The organism is Enterobacter cloacae complex sp. IR5384, assembly GCF_049237265.1.
Classification (GTDB): Bacteria; Pseudomonadota; Gammaproteobacteria; order Enterobacterales; family Enterobacteriaceae; genus Enterobacter; species Enterobacter cloacae.
In genome coordinates, this window is the sequence record NZ_JBMKHJ010000006.1 from 22,223 (window position 1) to 40,156 (window position 17,934).

Genomic DNA, 17,934 nt, shown 5'->3' on the forward strand with positions numbered 1-17,934 from the left:
AAACTACGGACGCGACTCTTCCGCTTCCGGGAGCGTAACGTTCAGCTCCAGAATCGAAATATCCCCGTCTTTTTGCTCCAGCTGCACGGTGACCATCTCCGGGTCAATCTGCACATATTTGCAGATCACTTCCAGGATGTCCTTGCGCAGCTGCGGCAGGTAGTGAGGCTCGGCGTCGCTACGACGACGCTCCGCAACGATGATTTGCAGTCGTTCTTTTGCGATGTTGGCGGTGTTCTTTTTCCGCGAGAGAAAAAAGTCCAGTAATGCCATAACTTATCCTCCGAACAGGCGTTTGAGGAAACCTTTCTTCTCTTCTTCAATGAAGCGGAAAGGACGTTCTTCTCCCAGCAGACGGTCAACCGTATCCGCATACGCTTTACCGGCATCTGCTGTTGTATCAAGGATCACTGGCTCGCCCTGGTTAGAGGCGCGCAGCACGGACTGGTCTTCCGGGATGACGCCCACCAGTTTAATGCGCAGGATCTCCAGCACGTCTTCCATGCTCAGCATGTCACCTTTGTTTACGCGGCCCGGGTTATAGCGGGTCAGCAGCAGGTGCTCTTTAATCGGGTCTTCGCCATTTTCCGCACGGCGGGATTTGGATGCGAGGATCCCGAGAATGCGGTCAGAGTCACGGACGGATGACACTTCAGGGTTCGTGGTGATGATCGCTTCATCAGCGAAATAGAGCGCCATCAGGGCACCGGTTTCGATACCGGCAGGGGAGTCACAGACAATGAAGTCGAACTCCATTTTTTTCAGCTCATCGAGCACCTTTTCAACCCCTTCGCGGGTCAGGGCGTCTTTGTCACGCGTCTGAGAGGCCGGGAGGATATAAAGGTTCTCGGTGCGCTTGTCTTTAATCAGCGCCTGGTTAAGGGTGGCATCGCCCTGAATCACGTTTACGAAGTCATACACGACGCGACGTTCACACCCCATAATCAGGTCGAGGTTACGCAGACCGATATCGAAATCGATAACGACGGTTTTCTTTCCCTTCTGGGCCAAACCAGTAGCGATGGCCGCGCTGGAGGTGGTCTTGCCAACGCCTCCTTTACCCGAAGTAACAACAATAATGCGTGCCATAGAAATTCCTTGTTAAAAAGGGATCAATTCAACGGTTGAACGGTCAACGCGTCGTCTGCCAGTCGCAGACGAGCCGCTTTGCCATAAAATTCGGCTGGGATCTTGTCGCTCAGCCAATATTCACCTGCGATGGACACCAGTTCCGCAGTCAGGTGAGTACAAAATATTTGTGCGTCCCGATCGCCACTCGCCCCGGCGAGTGCACGCCCACGCATCATACCGTAAACGTGAATATTGCCATCTGCAATCAGCTCAGCGCCAGCGCTGACGTGGCTTGTAACAATTAGATCACAGTTTGGTGCATAAATGCGCTGTCCGGAACGAACCGGGACATCAATCATTCGCGTTTTTGTGAGGGCGGTAACGTTTTGTACCGCAGGTGGGGGCGTTTCAACGGCAACGGGGGCCGCACGTGGGGCTTTTTCTTTGCCCTCGTTCAGAAGAGGCAGTCCCGCACGGTCGATTTCCGCTTTCAGCTCAGTATCTTTACAGCCGCTGATGCCCACAATGCGCAGACCGGTAGAGGAGACGGCCTGCTGGAGTTGTTTCCAGTTAACCGGGGATTCCAGACCGCTGACATTGATAACAACAGGGGCGTGTTTCAGAAAGGCGGGAGCCTGAGCGATTTTGTCTTCTAACGCCTGACGAATAACCTCGGGTTTTGCATCATGCAAATGTACCACTGATAAGGTGAAGCTACTGCCTTTAAGCTCGATGGGCGTGTTTGACATCCTGGCCTTACTCAATTTGCTATTAACCGCAACCACTCGCTGCGATATTCCGAAGAGTATCAGGCATGTTATAGTCAGGAGTATATTGAGGCAAGCAACCACCTATGAATTCAGAGTAAAAACATGTTTTGTGTGATCTACAGAAGTACAAGCCGCGACCAGACCTATCTTTATGTCGAAAAGAAAGACGATTTTTCCCGCGTGCCAGAAGAATTAATGAAGAGCTTTGGCCGACCTCAGCTGGCGATGCTGCTGCCGCTCGACGGTCGTAAGAAACTGGTTAACGCCGATCTGGAAAAAGTTAAAACGGCCTTAACGGAGCAAGGCTATTATTTACAGCTTCCGCCACCTCCCGAGAATTTATTAAAACAGCATCTTGAGGCGACCGGTAAAAAATAGCCTCACCTGTTTTCGGGCATAACACATCAACCGTTTAGGGGTCGACCATGTATCAACATCATAACTGGCAAGGTGCATTACTGGATTATCCCGTCAGCAAAGTGGTTTGCGTGGGCAGCAATTATGCCAAACACATTCAGGAAATGGGCAGCGCGACGCCAGAAGAGCCGGTGCTGTTCATTAAGCCGGAAACCGCGCTTTGCGATATCCGCCAGCCGCTGGCACTGCCGCAGGGACTGGGTTCTGTGCATCATGAAGTGGAGCTGGCGGTGCTGATTGGCGCGACGCTACGCCAGGCCTCCGAAGAGCATGTGCAAAAAGCTATCGCCGGTTACGGCGTGGCGCTGGATCTGACGCTGCGTGAGGTACAGGGCAAGCTGAAGAAAGCAGGGCAGCCGTGGGAAAAAGCCAAAGGCTTTGATAATGCTTGCCCGATCTCGGGTTTTGTTCCGGTCGGCGAATTTACCGGCGATCCACAGAACACGTCCCTCAGCCTGAAAGTGAACGGTGAGATCCGCCAGCAGGGCACCACGGCAGATATGATCCATAAGATCGTGCCGCTGATTGCCTATATGAGCCGCTTCTTTACCCTTAAGCCGGGTGATGTGATCCTGACCGGTACGCCAGAAGGTGTCGGCCCTCTTAAAGGTGGAGACGAACTGGACGTGAGCTTTAACGGCCTGTCACTGAAAACCCGCGTGCTGTAAACGCATTTTGCCGCCCCTCAGGGCGGCAAAACTTGCATCAACGTGCCAGACTCGTTATAAGGTGCGCTTTCTTTTGACGTGTGGACATCCTGATGAACGACATCCCTTTCTGGCAACGCAAAACTCTCGACGAAATGACAGACGTGGAGTGGGAGTCGTTATGTGACGGCTGCGGGCAGTGCTGCCTGCATAAGCTCATGGATGAAGACACTGATGAAATCTATTTCACCAACGTTGCCTGTAAGCAGTTAAACATCAAAACCTGCCAGTGCCGCAACTACGAGCGCCGCTTCGAGTTCGAGCCGGACTGCATTAAGCTCACCCGTGAGAACCTGCCGACGTTTGAATGGCTGCCGCATACCTGCGCGTATCGCCTGCTGGCGGAAGGGAAGGATCTGCCGACATGGCACCCCTTGCTGACCGGGTCTAAAGCGGCCATGCACGGCGAGCGTATTTCGGTGCGCCACATCGCGGTGAAAGAGTCCGAGGTGCGGGACTGGGAAGACCACATTATGAATCACCCGACCCGGTGATAAATAAAAACCCGCCGAGGCGGGTTTTTATTGGGGTGCGGCCTGATGCCCTCACCCCAACCCTCTCCCACGGGAGAGGGCGCAAAAACTAAAAACGGCAACTATCGTTGCCGTTTTGCTTTTACCTTCCGAACAGATCGCGCTTCTTCGGCTTAAACGGCTGAGCAATCAGCACCAGCAGCGCCACGACGAAGTAGGCCACAAAAATGCCCACCAGCCACTGCGGCATCTCCAGCGACAGGAATTCCCACTGACGTACTGAGCAGTCACCGGAAGCGACAAACACCTGCGGCAGCCATTTATCCAGCGGCAACCAGCTCGGGAAGCGGGCAGCGAAATCACAGGTCATAAACGGCGACGGGTGCAGTTGCATCATGGCGTGCTGCCAGGAAAGCTCAATCCCTTTCCAGGCGCTGTACAGCCAGACCGCGATAGCGACGTAGCGGAGCGGTGTTTTAGGTGCAATCGCACCCAACAGACCCGCGCCCATGACGCCAAACAGCGCGCAGCGCTCGTAGATACAGAGCACGCAGGGTTTGAGTCCCATCACATGCTGGAACCACAGCGCGACCATTTCCAGCGCAAAGGCGGTCAGGGCCATTAACAACCATGCTCCGCGACCGCGGGAGCACTGGTTTAAAAATCTCAACATAATCATTTCCCTGGAACATGCTTAGAAAGCGCAGTGTAAACGAATTTTAATGCGCCGCAAGTATACCCGCTTGTATCAGCCATTGCGTACAGGGAATGAGGGTAATTTTGACGCAAAGCAATCCCACAATGGTGAGCACCAGCGTATAGGGCAGCGCCATCCAGACCATCTTTCCATAAGAAAGACGTATGAGTGGCGCGAGGGCCGAGGTCAGCAGGAACAGGAACGCGGCCTGTCCGTTTGGCGTCGCCACCGACGGCAGATTGGTGCCGGTATTAATGGCAACCGCCAGCAGCTCGAACTGCCCGGCGTTGATAATGCCTTCTTCCATCGCCGCTTTGGCTTCATTGATGTAGACCGTGCCGACAAAAACGTTATCGGAGATGGATGACAGCAGGCCGTTGAACAGATAGAAGAGCGACAGTTGCGCGTCGGGCGCCGCCTGCAGTACAAAAGTAATAATCGGGGCGAACAGGTGTTGGTCGATAATCACCGCCACCACCGCAAAGAAGACCGCCAGCAGCGCGGTAAACGGCAGGGCTTCGGTAAAGGCTTTACCGATAGCATGTTCATCCGTTACCCCGCTAAAGGTCGTCGCAAGAATAATAACTGAAAGACCAATCAGCCCGACTTCGGCAAGATGGAAAGCCAGCGCGACGATAAGCCAGAGACCGATGATCCCCTGCGCAATCAGACGCAGCGTCTCCTGGCGCGTGCGCTGCGTACGGTTCTGCTCGTCGAATTTATGCAGCTCTTTGCGAACTGGCTCAGGCAACTGCGCACCGTAGCCGAAAACGTTGAATTTCTCGACCAGGATACAGGTCGCTAACCCGCAGACGAACACGGGCAGGCTGACCGGGGCCATGCGCAGGAAAAACTCGCCAAAATGCCACTCAGCCGCTTTGGCGATGATCAGGTTTTGCGGCTCACCTACCATGGTCATCACGCCACCTAATGCGGTACCGACGCCTGCGTGCATCATCAGGCTGCGCAGAAACGCGCGGAACTGTTCCAGCACCTCACGGTTATGCGCCTCGACGTGGCTGTCGTCCTGCAAATCCTCGCCCGGACGGGACGATGCCACGCGGTGATAAATGCCGTAAAACCCGACGGCAACGCTGATGACCACCGCCACGACGGTTAGCGCATCCAGGAAGGCCGAAAGGAATGCGGCAGCAAGGCAGAACGCCAGCGACAGCATCGTTTTAGACGGAATGCTGAGCAACAGGCGGGTGAAGATAAACAGCAGCAGCTGTTTCATAAAGTAGATACCGGCCACCATGAAGATCAGCAGCAGAAGCACTTCCAGGTTGGATGCCAGCTCGGCTTTGACATGCTCTGCGCTCGTCATGCCGATAACCACGGCTTCAAAAGCCAGCAAACCACCCGGCAGCAGGGGATAACATTTCAGCGCCATGGCCAGGGTGAAGATAAACTCCGCCACCAGCAGCCACCCGGCGATGAACGGAGCGATACTAAAAATAATGGGATTAACAACCAGGAAAACCAGAAGTATCAGTTTGTACCAGTCAGGAGACTGGCCTAAAAAATTGCGCCACAGCGCGCGCCCAAAAGAAATTTCCACAACAGACGTCCTTCCCCGTCAGGTAAAACAAAACATCAGTATACGCAAAAAACGCGGGGCAGAGGCGGATAAGCGTGTATTGTAAATTTCACGAAAATAAAACAGCGATCCCTCTTTTCTCTCTTTCACGCGCTACCTGCCACTGCATGCCTCTGGTATGATGAGTGCAATTTGCAAAAGCTGTGTAATGGAAATCTCACTATGGTCATTAAGGCGCAGAGCCCGGCGGGTTTCGCGGAAGAGTACATCATTGAAAGCATCTGGAATAATCGCTTCCCTGCGGGATCCATTCTTCCGGCTGAACGCGAACTCTCTGAACTGATTGGCGTCACTCGCACCACGCTGCGTGAAGTGCTCCAGCGACTGGCGCGCGATGGCTGGTTGACGATCCAGCACGGTAAGCCAACGAAAGTAAACAACTTCTGGGAAACCTCCGGGCTGAACATTCTTGAAACGCTGGCACGCCTCGATCACGAAAGCGTGCCACAGCTGATCGATAATCTGCTCTCGGTGCGTACCAACATTGCGACAATCTTTATTCGTACCGCTTTTCGTCAGCATCCGGAAGACGCGCTGCAGGTGCTTGCCAGCGCGAACGAAGTGGAAGATCACGCGGATGCCTTTGCCACGCTCGATTACAACGTTTTCCGCGGACTGGCGTTTGCCTCCGGTAACCCGGTGTACGGTCTGATCCTGAACGGCATGAAAGGGCTGTATACCCGTATCGGTCGCCACTACTTTGCCAACCCCGAGGCGCGCAGCCTGGCGCTGGGCTTCTACCATAAGCTCAGCAAGCTCTGTACTGAAGGCCTGCACGATCAGGTGTATGAAACGGTGCGCCGCTACGGCCACGATTCCGGTGAAATCTGGCACCGGATGCAGAAAACACTGCCGGGTGATTTAGCCATTCAGGGCCGCTGAAATAAAAAACCTCTCAAGTGAGAGGTTTTTTTTCGCCCGGTGGCGCTTCGCTTACCGGGCCTACAAAACCCGGCAAAAACCATTACAATGTATTCAACCGCGCCGGGCAACGTTCCAGCAGCTCCACGCTGCCATCTTCATTCTGCTGCTCCAGCAGTACATCAAAGCCCCACAGGCGATGCACATGCTTCAGCACCTCTTTGCGTCCTTTATCCAGCGGCGCCCGGTTGTGCGGAATATAGCGCAGCGTCAGGGAGCGATCGCCGCGTAAATCCACGTTCCATACCTGAATGTTGGGTTCAAGGTTGCTCAGGTTGTACTGGGATGAGAGGCGAGAGCGGATCTCACGGTAGCCTTCCTCGTTATGGATCGCCGAAATCTCCAGGTAGTTATTGCGGTCGTCATCCAGCACGGTGAAGAAGCGGAAATCACGCATGATCTTCGGCGACATAAACTGGCTGATGAAGCTCTCATCCTTAAAGTCACGCATCGCGAAATGCAGCGTTTCCAGCCAGTCAGAGCCGGCGATATCCGGGAACCAGTATTTATCTTCTTCCGTTGGCGACTGGCAGATGCGTTTAATGTCCTGGAACATCGCAAAGCCGAGCGCGTACGGGTTAATGCCGCTATACCACGGGCTGTTGTAAGGCGGCTGGAACACCACGTTTGTATGGCTGTGCAGGAACTCCATCATGAACCGCTCGGTGACTTTCCCCTCATCGTACAGATGGTTAAGGATGGTGTAATGCCAGAAGGTGGCCCAGCCTTCGTTCATCACCTGGGTCTGTTTCTGCGGATAGAAATACTGGCTGACCTTACGCACAATGCGCAGGATCTCACGCTGCCACGGCTCCAGCAGCGGCGCGTTTTTCTCCATAAAATAGAGCAGGTTTTCCTGCGGCTCAGACGGGTAGCGACGCGCTTCGGCAACCGCTTTCTCTTCTTCACGTTTCGGCAGGGTGCGCCACAGCATATTCACCTGGCTTTGCAGATACTCTTCGCGGCTTTTCTGCCGCGCTTTCTCCTCCTGAAGGGAGATTTTCTGTGGACGTTTGTAGCGATCAACGCCGTAGTTCATCAGCGCGTGACAGGAGTCGAGCAGTTTCTCCACTTCGTCCACGCCGTAGCGCTCTTCGCAGTCGGTAATGTACTTACGCGCGAAGATCAGGTAATCGACAATCGAGCTGGCATCCGTCCAGCTGCGGAACAGGTAGTTATTCTTGAAGAACGAGTTATGCCCGTAGCAGGCATGTGCCATCACCAGCGCCTGCATGGTAATGGTGTTCTCTTCCATCAGGTAGGCGATACACGGATTGGAGTTGATCACGATTTCATACGCCAGCCCCTGCTGGCCGTGTTTATATAAGCGCTCCGTTTCAATGAATTTTTTACCAAACGACCAGTGCGGATAATTGATCGGCATCCCGACGCTGGAGTAGGCGTCCATCATCTGCTCGGACGTAATGACTTCAATCTGATGGGGATAAGTATCCAGACGATACAGTTTTGCCACCCGATCGATTTCGGCGAGATAGACATCCAGCAACTCGAAGGTCCAGTCGGGTCCATCGCTCAGACGTGTGCTGTCCTTATTCAGGGAATCAATAGTAGCCATTAGCGCGCCCTCGTTGTGGGAGCTCTCTCTGTCTGGAGAGCCTCCTGATAAGCATAGATCACCGTGTTAAAAAGCGTGCTGGAGCAGAAATTTTTTCTTTGCGATTTCCCGTTTTTGATGCGGCAAAAAAAGCGGTCTTCACAGAATTTTATACTGGTTAAAAATAACGCGCAGCAGGAGATCCCAAATTCGCCTCATCCCCTGATGCTGGGGGATGTGTGAGGTAAGTCACCATAAAAAAGTCGTATGTTGAATAATATTTTCAACTAGGTTATCAATCTGTAATTAGAAGATTGTTCTTTTGCACATATGGAGTGGCTATGCGTGTTGTCATACTGGGAAGTGGTGTCGTTGGCGTAACCAGCGCCTGGTATTTAAGTCAGGCGGGACATGACGTGACCGTTATCGATCGTGAGTCAGGGCCTGCGCTGGAAACCAGTGCGGCGAACGCCGGACAGATCTCTCCGGGCTATGCCGCGCCGTGGGCGGCACCCGGCGTTCCGCTGAAGGCAATTAAGTGGATGTTCCAGCGCCATGCGCCGCTGGCCATCAGCCTCGACGGCACCCAGTTCCAGCTGAAGTGGATGTGGCAGATGCTGCGCAACTGTGACACCCGGCACTACATGGAAAACAAAGGTCGGATGGTGCGTCTGGCGGAATACAGCCGTGACTGCCTGAAAGCACTGCGCGCCTCCACCGGTATTGAGTACGAAGGTCGCCAGGGCGGCACGCTGCAGCTGTTCCGCACGGCGCAACAGTATGAAAACGCCACCCGTGATATTGCCGTGCTGGAAGATGCGGGCGTACCGTATCAACTGCTCGAAGCCAGCCAGCTTGGGCAGGTTGAACCGGCGCTGGCAGAAGTGTCGCACAAGCTGACGGGCGGCCTGCGTTTGCCGAATGATGAAACCGGCGACTGCCAGCTGTTTACGCAGCGTCTCGCGCAGATGTGCGAGCAGGCGGGGGTGAAATTCCGCTTTAATACCGCGGTCGACAAACTGCTGTCAGAAGGCGGCAGTATCTACGGCGTGAAGTGTGGCGATGAAGTCATTAAAGCGGATGCCTACGTCATGGCGTTTGGCTCCTATTCCACCGCGATGCTGAAGGGCATTCTCGACATTCCTGTTTACCCGCTGAAGGGCTACTCCCTGACCATTCCGGTAAAAGAGGACAGCGGGGCGCCAGTTTCCACCATTCTGGATGAAACCTACAAAATCGCCATTACCCGCTTTGATAACCGCATCCGCGTTGGCGGGATGGCGGAGATTGTCGGCTTTAACACCGAGCTGCTGAAGCCGCGCCGTGAAACGCTGGAGATGGTGGTGGGCGACCTGTTCCCGCGTGGCGGCTTTGTCGAGCAGGCAACCTTCTGGACCGGGCTGCGTCCAATGACGCCAGACGGCACGCCAATTGTTGGCCGTACGCCGTTCAAAAACCTGTGGACCAATACCGGCCACGGTACGCTTGGCTGGACAATGGCCTGCGGCTCAGGCCAGCTGCTTAGCGATTTGATATCCGGGCGCACGCCGGCAATTCCGTTTGACGATTTAAGTGCCGCACGCTATCAATCGGGGTTTACCCCTTCGCGTCCACAGCACCTGCACGGCGCGCATAACTAAGGAGTTGTCATGTCCCGTCCTGTTCTGGCTCAGCTCGATTTGCAGGCCCTGAAGGATAACCTGCAAATTGTTCGCCGGGCGGCGCCAGGTTCACGCGTCTGGTCGGTGGTGAAAGCCAATGCCTACGGCCACGGTATCGATCGTATCTGGAGTGCGCTCAGCGCCACCGATGGTTTTGCGTTACTGAATCTGGAAGAGGCCATTCTGCTGCGCGAGCGCGGCTGGAAAGGGCCCATTCTGTTGCTTGAGGGGTTCTTCCACGCCGACGATCTGCCGCTGCTGGATAAGTACCGGCTGACCACCAGCGTTCACAGCAACTGGCAAATTAAAGCGATTCAGGATGCAAAACTGCATGCACCGCTGGATATTTATCTCAAGGTGAATAGCGGTATGAACCGCCTGGGCTTCCAGCCTGAGCGGGTCCATACGGTATGGCAACAGCTGCGCGCCCTGAAGAACGTGGGCGAAATGACGCTGATGGCGCATTTTGCCGATGCGGAAAAACCGGACGGTATTGCCGATGCGATGGTGCGCATTGAGCAGGCAGCAGAAGGGCTGGATTGCCCACGTTCGCTCTCCAACTCAGCGGCCACACTGTGGCATCCTGAGGCGCATTATAACTGGGTACGCCCGGGCATTGTCCTTTATGGCGCCTCTCCCTCAGGCCAGTGGCAGGATATCGCCAACAGCGGCCTTAAGCCGGTGATGACCCTGCGCAGCGAAATCATCGGTGTACAGACGCTGAAGGCCGGCGATACGGTGGGCTACGGCAGCCGTTACCGGGCGACGGGCGAGCAACGGATTGGTATTGTGGCGGGCGGTTATGCTGACGGCTACCCGCGTATCGCGCCGAGCGGCACGCCAGTCTGGGTAGACGGGGTGCGTACGGGAACGGTGGGCACCGTCTCCATGGATATGCTGGCCGTTGACCTCACGCCATGTCCGCAGGCGGGCATTGGTTCCCCGGTCGAGCTGTGGGGTAACGAAGTCAAAATTGATGACGTGGCTGCCGCGGCGGGGACGGTAGGGTATGAACTGATGTGCGCGCTGGCACCGAGAGTGCCAGTTGTGACGGTGTAACGTGTCTGTGTGCCGGGTAAGCGTTAGCGCCACCCGGCAAAAAACCACTACTCCACGTCCTCTTCCATCGGCCGCAAACCGACTTTCCGCACTGCGTTATCTTCTTTCTCTGCTACGGTCCAGATCATCCCGGCAAACTCCACCTGGTCACCCACAACCGGGGCCGCACCAAGGCGCTGCTGGATGATTTCGCCCAGCGTTTGCTGGTTATCGTCGCCTTCAGCCCCTTCGTCGAGCCCATAAATCAGGGCCACATCCGCAAACCTGGCGCTGGCTTCCAGAATAAAATCGCCGAAGAAACGCTGATCCAGCGCCACCGGAGGCGACTGGCTGAACAGTTTACCCAGGGCGGGCAGGTCCCGCTCGCGGCCAATCACACACAGAATATCGCCTTCGCGTAGCCGGGTGCTGCCGGTTGGGTGCAGCAGGACATTATCGCGGAACAGGGCGGCAATTCGCGTTTCCGCAGGCATGTGCAAATCGCGCAGCGATGCCCCCACGCACCATTTATCGGCGCTGAGCTGGTAAACAAACTGTTCCCACGGGTTTTCCGGGTGAATATCCAGCCCCACGCGGGAAACCGGCCAGCCCACAGGAGGAACCACCACTTTGGCTTTTTTCGCCGCCCACCCGAGCGAGGTTCCCTGGAACAGCAGCGAGATCAGCACCACGAAGAAGGCGACGTTAAAGAACAGCCGCGCGTTATCCAGTCCGGCCATCATCGGGAAGACAGCCAGGATAATGGGCACCGCGCCGCGCAGCCCCACCCAGCTGATAAAGACCCGTTCGCGCAGGTTGAAGCCGCGAAACGGCAGCAGACCGGCAAACACCGACAGAGGGCGTGCGAAGAAGATCATCCACGCCGATAAAATCAGCGCCGGAACGGCAATCGGCAGCAGGTCTGACGGTGTCACCAGCAGGCCCAGCACGAGGAACATCCCGATTTGCGCCAGCCAGGCCAGCCCGTCGAAGTTCTGCAAAATGGCGTGACGGTTGCGAATAGGGCGATTGCCCAGCAGGAAACCGCAGAGATAAACCGCGAGGATCCCGCTGCCGTTCAGCGCAGTGGTGACGGCAAAAATCAGAATGCCGCCGCTCAGGGCAAGCAGCGGGTAGAGCCCCGAAGGCAGCGATATCCGGTTGATCGTCTGCTGAAGCAGGTAACCCCCGGCCAGGCCGAGCGCAATCCCCAGGCCGAACTGCTGCAGGATATGCAGGACAAACATCCAGCTTAAGCCTGTTTCATGCTGCTGGATCATCTCTATCAGCGTGATGGTGAGAAATACAGCCATCGGATCGTTACTGCCGGATTCAATCTCAAGCGTGGACCCGACGCGTTCGTTCAACCCTTTGCCCCCCAGCAGGGAAAACACCGCCGCCGCGTCGGTTGAGCCGACAATCGCGCCAATCAGTAAACCTTCCATCAGATCGAGATGGAACAGCCACGCCGCCATCATGCCGGTCAGACCGGAGGTAATTAACACCCCGACCGTCGCCAGCGACAGGGCGGGCCCCAGCGCCACGCGAAATGAGCTCGCCTGGGTGCGCATCCCGCCGTCGAGCAGGATCACCGCCAGCGCAAGGTTACTGATCATGTAAGCGAAAGGGTAGTTATCGAAAGGAATACCGCCGATACCATCGACACCCGCCAGCATGCCGATGGCAAGGAAAATAACAAGAATAGGTATGCCGAGACGCGATGAAAATGAACTTAATAAAATACTACAGGTTACGAGCACAGAACCCAGAATGAAAAGACTGATTATCGCTGTGGCATCCAATGTTGTCTTACTCCCACCTCAATGTTAATGCTGTTACTAAAACCCTAACATATTAACGACGGAAACAGCGGTTTATTGAGGGGGATTAACGGCTTTTTTATGCCTTTAAGACCGGATGACCCCCAATCGTTAACCGACTGCCCGTTTCATCATGCTTTAGGGTGGCCTGCGCGCCTAACGCCAGGGTGACGGTTTGCTGCTCGTGGCCGAAGTCCAGCCCGGTAATAACAGGAATATCAAGGCGTGAGCGGATGAAATCGACCATCGTTTCCAGCGAGTATCCTGCGTCATAGTCATTCGGCGCGGCACCGGTAAAACTGCCAAGAATAACCGCGGATTGACGTTCCAGAATACCGGCGTAATACAGCTGCAATAACATGCGCTCGACGCGGAACGGATGTTCATTGATATCTTCCAGCACCAGAATGCCGCCGTCAATTTGCGGCAGCCATGGCGTCCCGATGAGCGACACCAGCATTGCCAGATTTCCGCCCCAGAGTTGTCCTTCACACGACCAGTGCGGCCCGTTGCCCTGCCACTCAACGCTGTAGGTCGGGTTTTTCAGGGCGCGCCAGAAGTGTTCCACCGTAAATGGATCAAGCTCGGGTGCCCCGAAATTACCGGCCAGCATCGGGCCGCTGAAGGTCACCACGTTATGCAGCGCGAGTAGCCCGAGCTGGATTACGGTAAAGTCGCTGTGGCCGCAGATAAGCAGCGGATCCTGCTGCTGACGCTTTGCCAGCCCTTGCCAGTCAATACTCTCCAGCAACCGGCTCGCACCATAGCCGCCGCGCACCGCCAGCACGATATTGTTCTCACCCTGCAGGTTCACCAGGCTGTTGATATCATTCAGCCTTTGCGCTTCCGTACCGGCAAAACGCTGCTGGCGGCGGGGGATAATTGTCTGATTTTCTACCGGGTAACCGAGTTCCAGTAAGCGCTCAACGCCCCGCTGTGCCGCCTCCTGGTTGATGCAGTACCCGGACGGCGCGATAAGATGAAACTGAGACATGGCAATTCCTTGCTGAATGAGAATCTAATTGTCTATATCATGCCGCTTATACGTTGCCTGCTTCAAGGGCGATGACCGGCTATAAGGATAGATGACGTGAAATTGAGATGGTTTGCTTTTTTGATTGTGTTGCTGGCTGGCTGTAGTTCAAAACATGACTATCAAAACCCGGCATGGAACCCGGAAGTGCCTGTAAAACGGGCCATGCAGTGGATGCCGATCAGTGAACAGGCAGGCAAGGCCTGGGGCGTCAGCCCGCGACTGATCACGGCGATCATTGCCGTGGAATCCGGCGGTAACCCAACGCTTGTCAGCAAATCTAACGCCGTGGGGCTGATGCAGCTTAAGGCCTCAACCGCAGGGAGAGAGGTCTACCGCTATATGGGCTGGCGTGGTCAGCCGTCAACCAGCGAGCTGAAAAACCCGGAACGCAACATCTCCATGGGCACGGCCTATTTGAGCATTCTGGAACACGGCGTGCTGAAGGGAATCGAGGATCCTGAAGTGATGCAGTATGCGCTGGTGGTCTCTTACGTGAACGGTGCGGGTGCGCTGCTCAGGACGTTCTCATCGGACCGTAAAGAGGCGATAGAAGAGATCAACGACATGGACAAAGACGAGTTCTTTGAACACGTGGTGAAAAATCATCCGGCACCACAGGCTCCGCGTTATATCTGGAAAGTTCAGAAAGCAATGGATGCCATGTAATGCCGTTGTCGGGCGTCCTGTGTGCTGCCCGGCTCCTGTCACAACACTTTATTCGCCCGCTCCCGCGCCTCTCGCTCCAGAGAATAGATAATCCGCTGCAGTTCACGCTCTGCGCCCGGCCCGACGTTCAGGAAGCGGAAGCTCAGACGCGGCGTGACGATCGTTTCATTTTTGCTGTCGACCACCTTACGCTCGCTGATGGCGATCAACTGCGCATCAAAGTAAAAACGCCCCCAGCCTCCCATATCCAGTTCGATTTGGGTAAATCGCATGCCTTCTACCAGTCCGTCAGGCTTTGGCGTATCCATCAGCGCACCCATGCCGCCCAGGGAGAGGTCAAAAAGGCGAAAGCGGATCTCTTTTTTGTCCGGCATTTTGGCCTTACCAAAATAGGCAGGATGAAGCGGGGCACTGATACGAAAATATTCACGGCGCTGAACAAACCAGAGGTTGGCCGGCAGCGGGGTGACAAACGCCGGAAGACCACCGTATTCGCTCAACTCCAGGCGCGGCAGGACAAACTCCACTTTTGCGCCGTGCGTTTCTGCCATCACCGAGATTTTCTCCGCCCGCAGCGCGGCGCGGTTTTCATGCTCCTGGCTGCCCAGGTCAATGACCAGCCTCTCTGCAGAAGCATCCAGGATCTTGCTGATGAATTGATTGTTTGACCAGCTGATGCGCAGCGGCACCTCGCCTTTTTGCAGGTCGCGCAATACCCCTAATACAGCCAGCGGATTTTGCTTCAGAAACTGCTCACTGTAATTACTCACGCCGGATGGCTCCTTGATAAATGACAGACTGTCTCTGCGTTATCGGCAGCGTGAAACGAAACTTAATACAAACCGGTGAGTTTTTTTCGCAGTACAGAGAAGTTAAGTCGGTGAGATGAAATCGGTTTTACCGTGATGACCTATACTTACGTTACCTGCGCGGAAGGTTTTCTGCGCATGCGTTAAACCTGCAAGAGGGCATCGCTATGGGTATTATCGCGTGGATCATCTTTGGTCTTATTGCCGGGGCTATCGCTAAACTCATCATGCCGGGAAATGATGGCGGCGGCTTTATATTGACCTGTGTTCTTGGGGTTGTTGGTGCGGTTGTCGGCGGCTGGCTGGCGACCATGTTTGGCTTTGGGGGCGACATCAGTGGATTCGACCTGCACAGTTTCCTTGTGGCTGTGGTGGGCGCCATTGTTGTCCTGGGCATATTCAGGTTGCTCCGACGGGCATAGATGACACAAAACGGCTCTCGCGACAGGGCCGTTTTTTTTGTCGTGATATTGATTTGCTAATCGAAATGATAATAATTGTCGTTCCTAGTTACATATAATCACAAGACGACATTATGAACACCTCACGTTTTGCAGTATGCGCGTTGGCAGGAGCCGTGACGCTGGCATTACAGGCACAGGCATTTGCTGAAGAATCCACCATTCTTGTCACCGGCTCTGAGCAGGGCAGCGTTCTCCCCGCATGGACAAACAGCGCAACCAAATCGGCCGTTGCCGAAAGTAAAACGCCGCAGGTGATCGATACCGTCTCTGCGCAGCAGATCGCGCAACGCCATGCCAACTCCGTGAACGAAATCCTGCGCTATGTTCCGGGCGTTTCGACAGAGCTGCGTGGCAATACCACCTACATGAGCGAATATAAAATCCGTGGTTTTTCCGTTGACCAGGAGTTCTACAACGGACTGCAACTGCCGTATAACGTCACCGGAAATACCAAAGCGCGCATCGATCCGCTGCTGATTGAGAGCGTTGATATCCTCAAAGGGCCATCTTCTGTGCTCTACGGCGGTGGCTCCCCGGGGGGGCTGGTGAATATTCAGGGTAAAAAGCCACAAAAAACCGCCCATACCGAGTTGGGTTTCAACACCGGCAATCGCAATCTGAAGGAGGGGTATCTCGACTCGACCGGACAAATTGCCGACAGCGACTGGAACTACCGCCTGCTGGGCAAAGCCACGGAAAATGACGATCAGCCCCATACCACGCGCTATGAAAATTATCTGGTTGCCCCGTCCGTGACCTGGGAGCCGGACAGCAAAACGCGTCTTACGGTTGATGCACTGGCGCAAAACTCCCCGAGCCTGTCTCCATCCAACCCGTTGCCGCTTGCTTATCTGCGCTCGAAATATGCCGACCGCCGGGATTATGCCGGGGATGAGTGGAGCGGTTTCAAACAGCGTCAGTGGATGCTGGGCTACAGCTTTGAACATGAGTTTGACAGTGGCTGGGGCTTTAACCAGAAAGCACGGTACTTTGATGTCGACACCCACCAGCGCAGCGTTTATGCCACGGGGACGGGGAGCGCGGTCTACCAGCTTAACCGGTTTGCTTACACCACGGATGAAGATCTGAAGAGCTTCAACATCGATAACCAGGTAACCAAAACCGTGGCGCTGGGAGAGTGGAAACACCACCTGTTGGCCGGGTTTGACTATCAAAAGATGGACTCTCACTTCTACTACCGTTATGCCTCAACAACGCCTGGCATCGATATGCGAAATCCTGACTATTCGCAGATCAATGAACGCGATCTCGGGTTGTATACGGGGCAGAAAAATCGTCTGAGCTATCAGCAAAACGGCTATTACCTGCAGGATCAGGTGGAGTTTGGCGGTTTAAATCTGCTGGCCAGCCTGCGTTATGACGATTACCGCTCGGTAACCACCAATTATATGCAGAATGGCGACAAGGCGTGGGTCTCGCAGGACCGCGTGACCAAACGCCTGGGCGCGCTTTACGCGTTTGAGAATGGGCTGTCACCGTTCATCAGCTACTCCGAAGGGTTTGCCCCGGTGTCGCCGCAGGGAACGCTCACGGCTAAAGATGTGAAGCCAACCACCAGCAAGCAGGTGGAAGGCGGGGTCAAATACCTGCTGGCGGATTACGCCACAACCTTTACCGCCTCGGTATTTAATATCCGTCAGAAAAATGTCGTCACCTCCGATCCGGGCTTCCTGAATTACAGCCAGACCGGAGAAGTGGAATCTAAAGGGGCTGAGCTCTCAATCGTCAGCCGCCCAGCGGATAACGTGACCCTGATTGCCAACTATGCCTACACCCATCTGATCAATACCGAAGATGACAAATACCAGGGCAAACGGCCAACGCAGGTGCCGAAGAACGCGTTCAACCTGTGGGGGGATTACACCTTTGACAACACGCCGCTGAGAGGGCTGATGCTGGGGGCAGGGGCGCGCTACACCGGTCCAATGGAAATTTCACCGAACAACGATGCGGGCAAACTGGGCGGCACCATGCAGTACGATCTGGCGGCCTCCTATCGTATGGGGGAAATCCTGCCGTCGCTGGAGGGATTAACGCTGAAAGCCAGCGCACAAAACATCACCAACAAAGAGACGCTGACCTGCTACGACGCGACAAACTGCTGGATTGGGCGTGACCGGACGTATCAGTTGGGGGCGAGCTACAGCTTCTGATTATCGTTTCCCTCTCCCGCAGGGAATGCAGGCCGGGTAGGCGTTAGCGCCACCC

At 55.1% G+C, this 17,934-nt stretch carries 18 protein-coding genes; 9 read left to right on the plus strand and 9 right to left on the minus strand.

Annotated features, from left to right (window positions below; all coding sequences use genetic code 11):
- Positions 1-3: 3 nt before the first annotated feature.
- Genes minE through minC form a run of 3 tightly spaced genes read right to left on the minus strand, consistent with a single transcriptional unit; the run spans position 4 to position 1,820 of the window.
- Complete coding sequence (minE, locus tag ACOTX3_RS07470) at positions 4-273, minus strand: cell division topological specificity factor MinE (RefSeq protein WP_008500504.1); 270 nt, start codon at positions 271-273, stop codon at positions 4-6.
- A 3-nt stretch (positions 274-276) separates the two neighbouring features.
- Complete coding sequence (gene minD, locus ACOTX3_RS07475) at positions 277-1,089, minus strand: septum site-determining protein MinD (RefSeq protein WP_013096144.1); 813 nt, start codon at positions 1,087-1,089, stop codon at positions 277-279.
- 23 nt (positions 1,090-1,112) lie between these two features.
- Entirely contained in the window at positions 1,113-1,820 is a 708-nt protein-coding gene (minC, locus tag ACOTX3_RS07480; RefSeq protein WP_020690845.1) for a septum site-determining protein MinC, read from the minus strand.
- Between the two features lie 123 nt (positions 1,821-1,943).
- Here minC and ACOTX3_RS07485 point away from each other — a divergent pair, with 123 nt between their 5' ends.
- The 3 genes from ACOTX3_RS07485 to ACOTX3_RS07495 all read left to right on the plus strand — a co-directional run bounded on the left by ACOTX3_RS07485 (position 1,944) and on the right by ACOTX3_RS07495 (position 3,459).
- Positions 1,944-2,219, plus strand: coding sequence for a YcgL domain-containing protein (locus tag ACOTX3_RS07485; protein WP_013096146.1), 276 nt, complete (start codon positions 1,944-1,946; stop codon positions 2,217-2,219).
- A gap of 47 nt (positions 2,220-2,266) precedes the next feature.
- The gene (locus tag ACOTX3_RS07490; protein ID WP_013096147.1) at positions 2,267-2,926 is read left to right on the plus strand and encodes a fumarylacetoacetate hydrolase family protein; all 660 of its coding nucleotides are present in this window, start codon (positions 2,267-2,269) and stop codon (positions 2,924-2,926) included.
- A gap of 92 nt (positions 2,927-3,018) precedes the next feature.
- Positions 3,019-3,459, plus strand: a complete 441-nt coding sequence (locus ACOTX3_RS07495; protein ID WP_014832353.1) for a YcgN family cysteine cluster protein — start codon at positions 3,019-3,021, stop codon at positions 3,457-3,459.
- A 121-nt stretch (positions 3,460-3,580) separates the two neighbouring features.
- On the opposite strand, the gene dsbB is transcribed toward ACOTX3_RS07495, so the two are convergent.
- A complete protein-coding gene (gene dsbB, locus ACOTX3_RS07500) occupies positions 3,581-4,111 on the minus strand; it encodes a disulfide bond formation protein DsbB (protein ID WP_058678600.1) in 531 nt (176 codons plus the stop codon).
- Between the two features lie 46 nt (positions 4,112-4,157).
- Positions 4,158-5,696, minus strand: a complete 1,539-nt coding sequence (gene nhaB / locus ACOTX3_RS07505; RefSeq protein WP_058678601.1) for a Na(+)/H(+) antiporter NhaB — start codon at positions 5,694-5,696, stop codon at positions 4,158-4,160.
- Between the two features lie 201 nt (positions 5,697-5,897).
- On the opposite strand from nhaB, the gene fadR reads away from it, so the two are divergent.
- Positions 5,898-6,617, plus strand: a complete 720-nt coding sequence (fadR, locus tag ACOTX3_RS07510; protein WP_013096152.1) for a fatty acid metabolism transcriptional regulator FadR — start codon at positions 5,898-5,900, stop codon at positions 6,615-6,617.
- 82 nt (positions 6,618-6,699) lie between these two features.
- On the opposite strand, the gene ACOTX3_RS07515 is transcribed toward fadR, so the two are convergent.
- The gene (locus ACOTX3_RS07515) at positions 6,700-8,232 is read right to left on the minus strand and encodes a SpoVR family protein (protein ID WP_013096153.1); all 1,533 of its coding nucleotides are present in this window, start codon (positions 8,230-8,232) and stop codon (positions 6,700-6,702) included.
- 320 nt (positions 8,233-8,552) lie between these two features.
- On the opposite strand from ACOTX3_RS07515, the gene ACOTX3_RS07520 reads away from it, so the two are divergent.
- Positions 8,553-9,851: a D-amino acid dehydrogenase gene (locus tag ACOTX3_RS07520; RefSeq protein WP_014832348.1), complete on the plus strand. Its 1,299-nt coding sequence runs from the start codon at positions 8,553-8,555 to the stop codon at positions 9,849-9,851.
- 9 nt (positions 9,852-9,860) lie between these two features.
- Positions 9,861-10,931 (plus strand): catabolic alanine racemase DadX, encoded by a 1,071-nt coding sequence (gene dadX, locus ACOTX3_RS07525; protein ID WP_013096156.1) that lies wholly within the window; start codon positions 9,861-9,863, stop codon positions 10,929-10,931.
- 47 nt (positions 10,932-10,978) lie between these two features.
- Here dadX and ACOTX3_RS07530 read toward each other — a convergent pair whose 3' ends face one another.
- Positions 10,979-12,712 (minus strand): potassium/proton antiporter, encoded by a 1,734-nt coding sequence (locus tag ACOTX3_RS07530; RefSeq protein WP_013096157.1) that lies wholly within the window; start codon positions 12,710-12,712, stop codon positions 10,979-10,981.
- Between the two features lie 97 nt (positions 12,713-12,809).
- Entirely contained in the window at positions 12,810-13,724 is a 915-nt protein-coding gene (ldcA, locus tag ACOTX3_RS07535) for a muramoyltetrapeptide carboxypeptidase (RefSeq protein WP_020690850.1), read from the minus strand.
- Positions 13,725-13,820: 96 nt separating this feature from the next.
- Between ldcA and emtA the strand changes: the two genes are divergently transcribed.
- Positions 13,821-14,432: a membrane-bound lytic murein transglycosylase EmtA gene (gene emtA / locus ACOTX3_RS07540; RefSeq protein WP_023621731.1), complete on the plus strand. Its 612-nt coding sequence runs from the start codon at positions 13,821-13,823 to the stop codon at positions 14,430-14,432.
- 38 nt (positions 14,433-14,470) lie between these two features.
- On the opposite strand, the gene ycgR is transcribed toward emtA, so the two are convergent.
- Positions 14,471-15,202 (minus strand): flagellar brake protein YcgR, encoded by a 732-nt coding sequence (ycgR, locus tag ACOTX3_RS07545; RefSeq protein WP_023621730.1) that lies wholly within the window; start codon positions 15,200-15,202, stop codon positions 14,471-14,473.
- A 206-nt stretch (positions 15,203-15,408) separates the two neighbouring features.
- On the opposite strand from ycgR, the gene ACOTX3_RS07550 reads away from it, so the two are divergent.
- Both ACOTX3_RS07550 and ACOTX3_RS07555 read left to right on the plus strand, forming a co-directional pair.
- A complete protein-coding gene (locus ACOTX3_RS07550) occupies positions 15,409-15,663 on the plus strand; it encodes a GlsB/YeaQ/YmgE family stress response membrane protein (RefSeq protein ID WP_013096161.1) in 255 nt (84 codons plus the stop codon).
- 113 nt (positions 15,664-15,776) lie between these two features.
- Positions 15,777-17,879 carry a TonB-dependent siderophore receptor gene (locus ACOTX3_RS07555; protein WP_058678602.1) on the plus strand — a complete coding sequence of 701 codons (2,103 nt, stop codon included), beginning with the start codon at positions 15,777-15,779 and terminating at the stop codon, positions 17,877-17,879.
- Positions 17,880-17,934: the final 55 nt, after the last annotated feature.

Bases quoted from the DNA above. Each gene is read 5' to 3' on its own strand.
- ACOTX3_RS07495 (WP_014832353.1), top strand. From the start codon at position 3,019: ATGAACGACATCCCTTTCTGGCAACGCAAAACTCTCGACGAAATGACA.
- ldcA (WP_020690850.1), bottom strand. From the start codon at position 13,724: ATGTCTCAGTTTCATCTTATCGCGCCGTCCGGGTACTGCATCAACCAG.
- ACOTX3_RS07550 (WP_013096161.1), top strand. From the start codon at position 15,409: ATGGGTATTATCGCGTGGATCATCTTTGGTCTTATTGCCGGGGCTATC.
- dadX (WP_013096156.1), top strand. From the start codon at position 9,861: ATGTCCCGTCCTGTTCTGGCTCAGCTCGATTTGCAGGCCCTGAAGGAT.
- ACOTX3_RS07520 (WP_014832348.1), top strand. From the start codon at position 8,553: ATGCGTGTTGTCATACTGGGAAGTGGTGTCGTTGGCGTAACCAGCGCC.
- ACOTX3_RS07555 (WP_058678602.1), top strand. From the start codon at position 15,777: ATGAACACCTCACGTTTTGCAGTATGCGCGTTGGCAGGAGCCGTGACG.
- minE (WP_008500504.1), bottom strand. From the start codon at position 273: ATGGCATTACTGGACTTTTTTCTCTCGCGGAAAAAGAACACCGCCAAC.
- ACOTX3_RS07490 (WP_013096147.1), top strand. From the start codon at position 2,267: ATGTATCAACATCATAACTGGCAAGGTGCATTACTGGATTATCCCGTC.
- ACOTX3_RS07515 (WP_013096153.1), bottom strand. From the start codon at position 8,232: ATGGCTACTATTGATTCCCTGAATAAGGACAGCACACGTCTGAGCGAT.
- minC (WP_020690845.1), bottom strand. From the start codon at position 1,820: ATGTCAAACACGCCCATCGAGCTTAAAGGCAGTAGCTTCACCTTATCA.
- fadR (WP_013096152.1), top strand. From the start codon at position 5,898: ATGGTCATTAAGGCGCAGAGCCCGGCGGGTTTCGCGGAAGAGTACATC.
- ACOTX3_RS07485 (WP_013096146.1), top strand. From the start codon at position 1,944: ATGTTTTGTGTGATCTACAGAAGTACAAGCCGCGACCAGACCTATCTT.
- dsbB (WP_058678600.1), bottom strand. From the start codon at position 4,111: ATGTTGAGATTTTTAAACCAGTGCTCCCGCGGTCGCGGAGCATGGTTG.
- minD (WP_013096144.1), bottom strand. From the start codon at position 1,089: ATGGCACGCATTATTGTTGTTACTTCGGGTAAAGGAGGCGTTGGCAAG.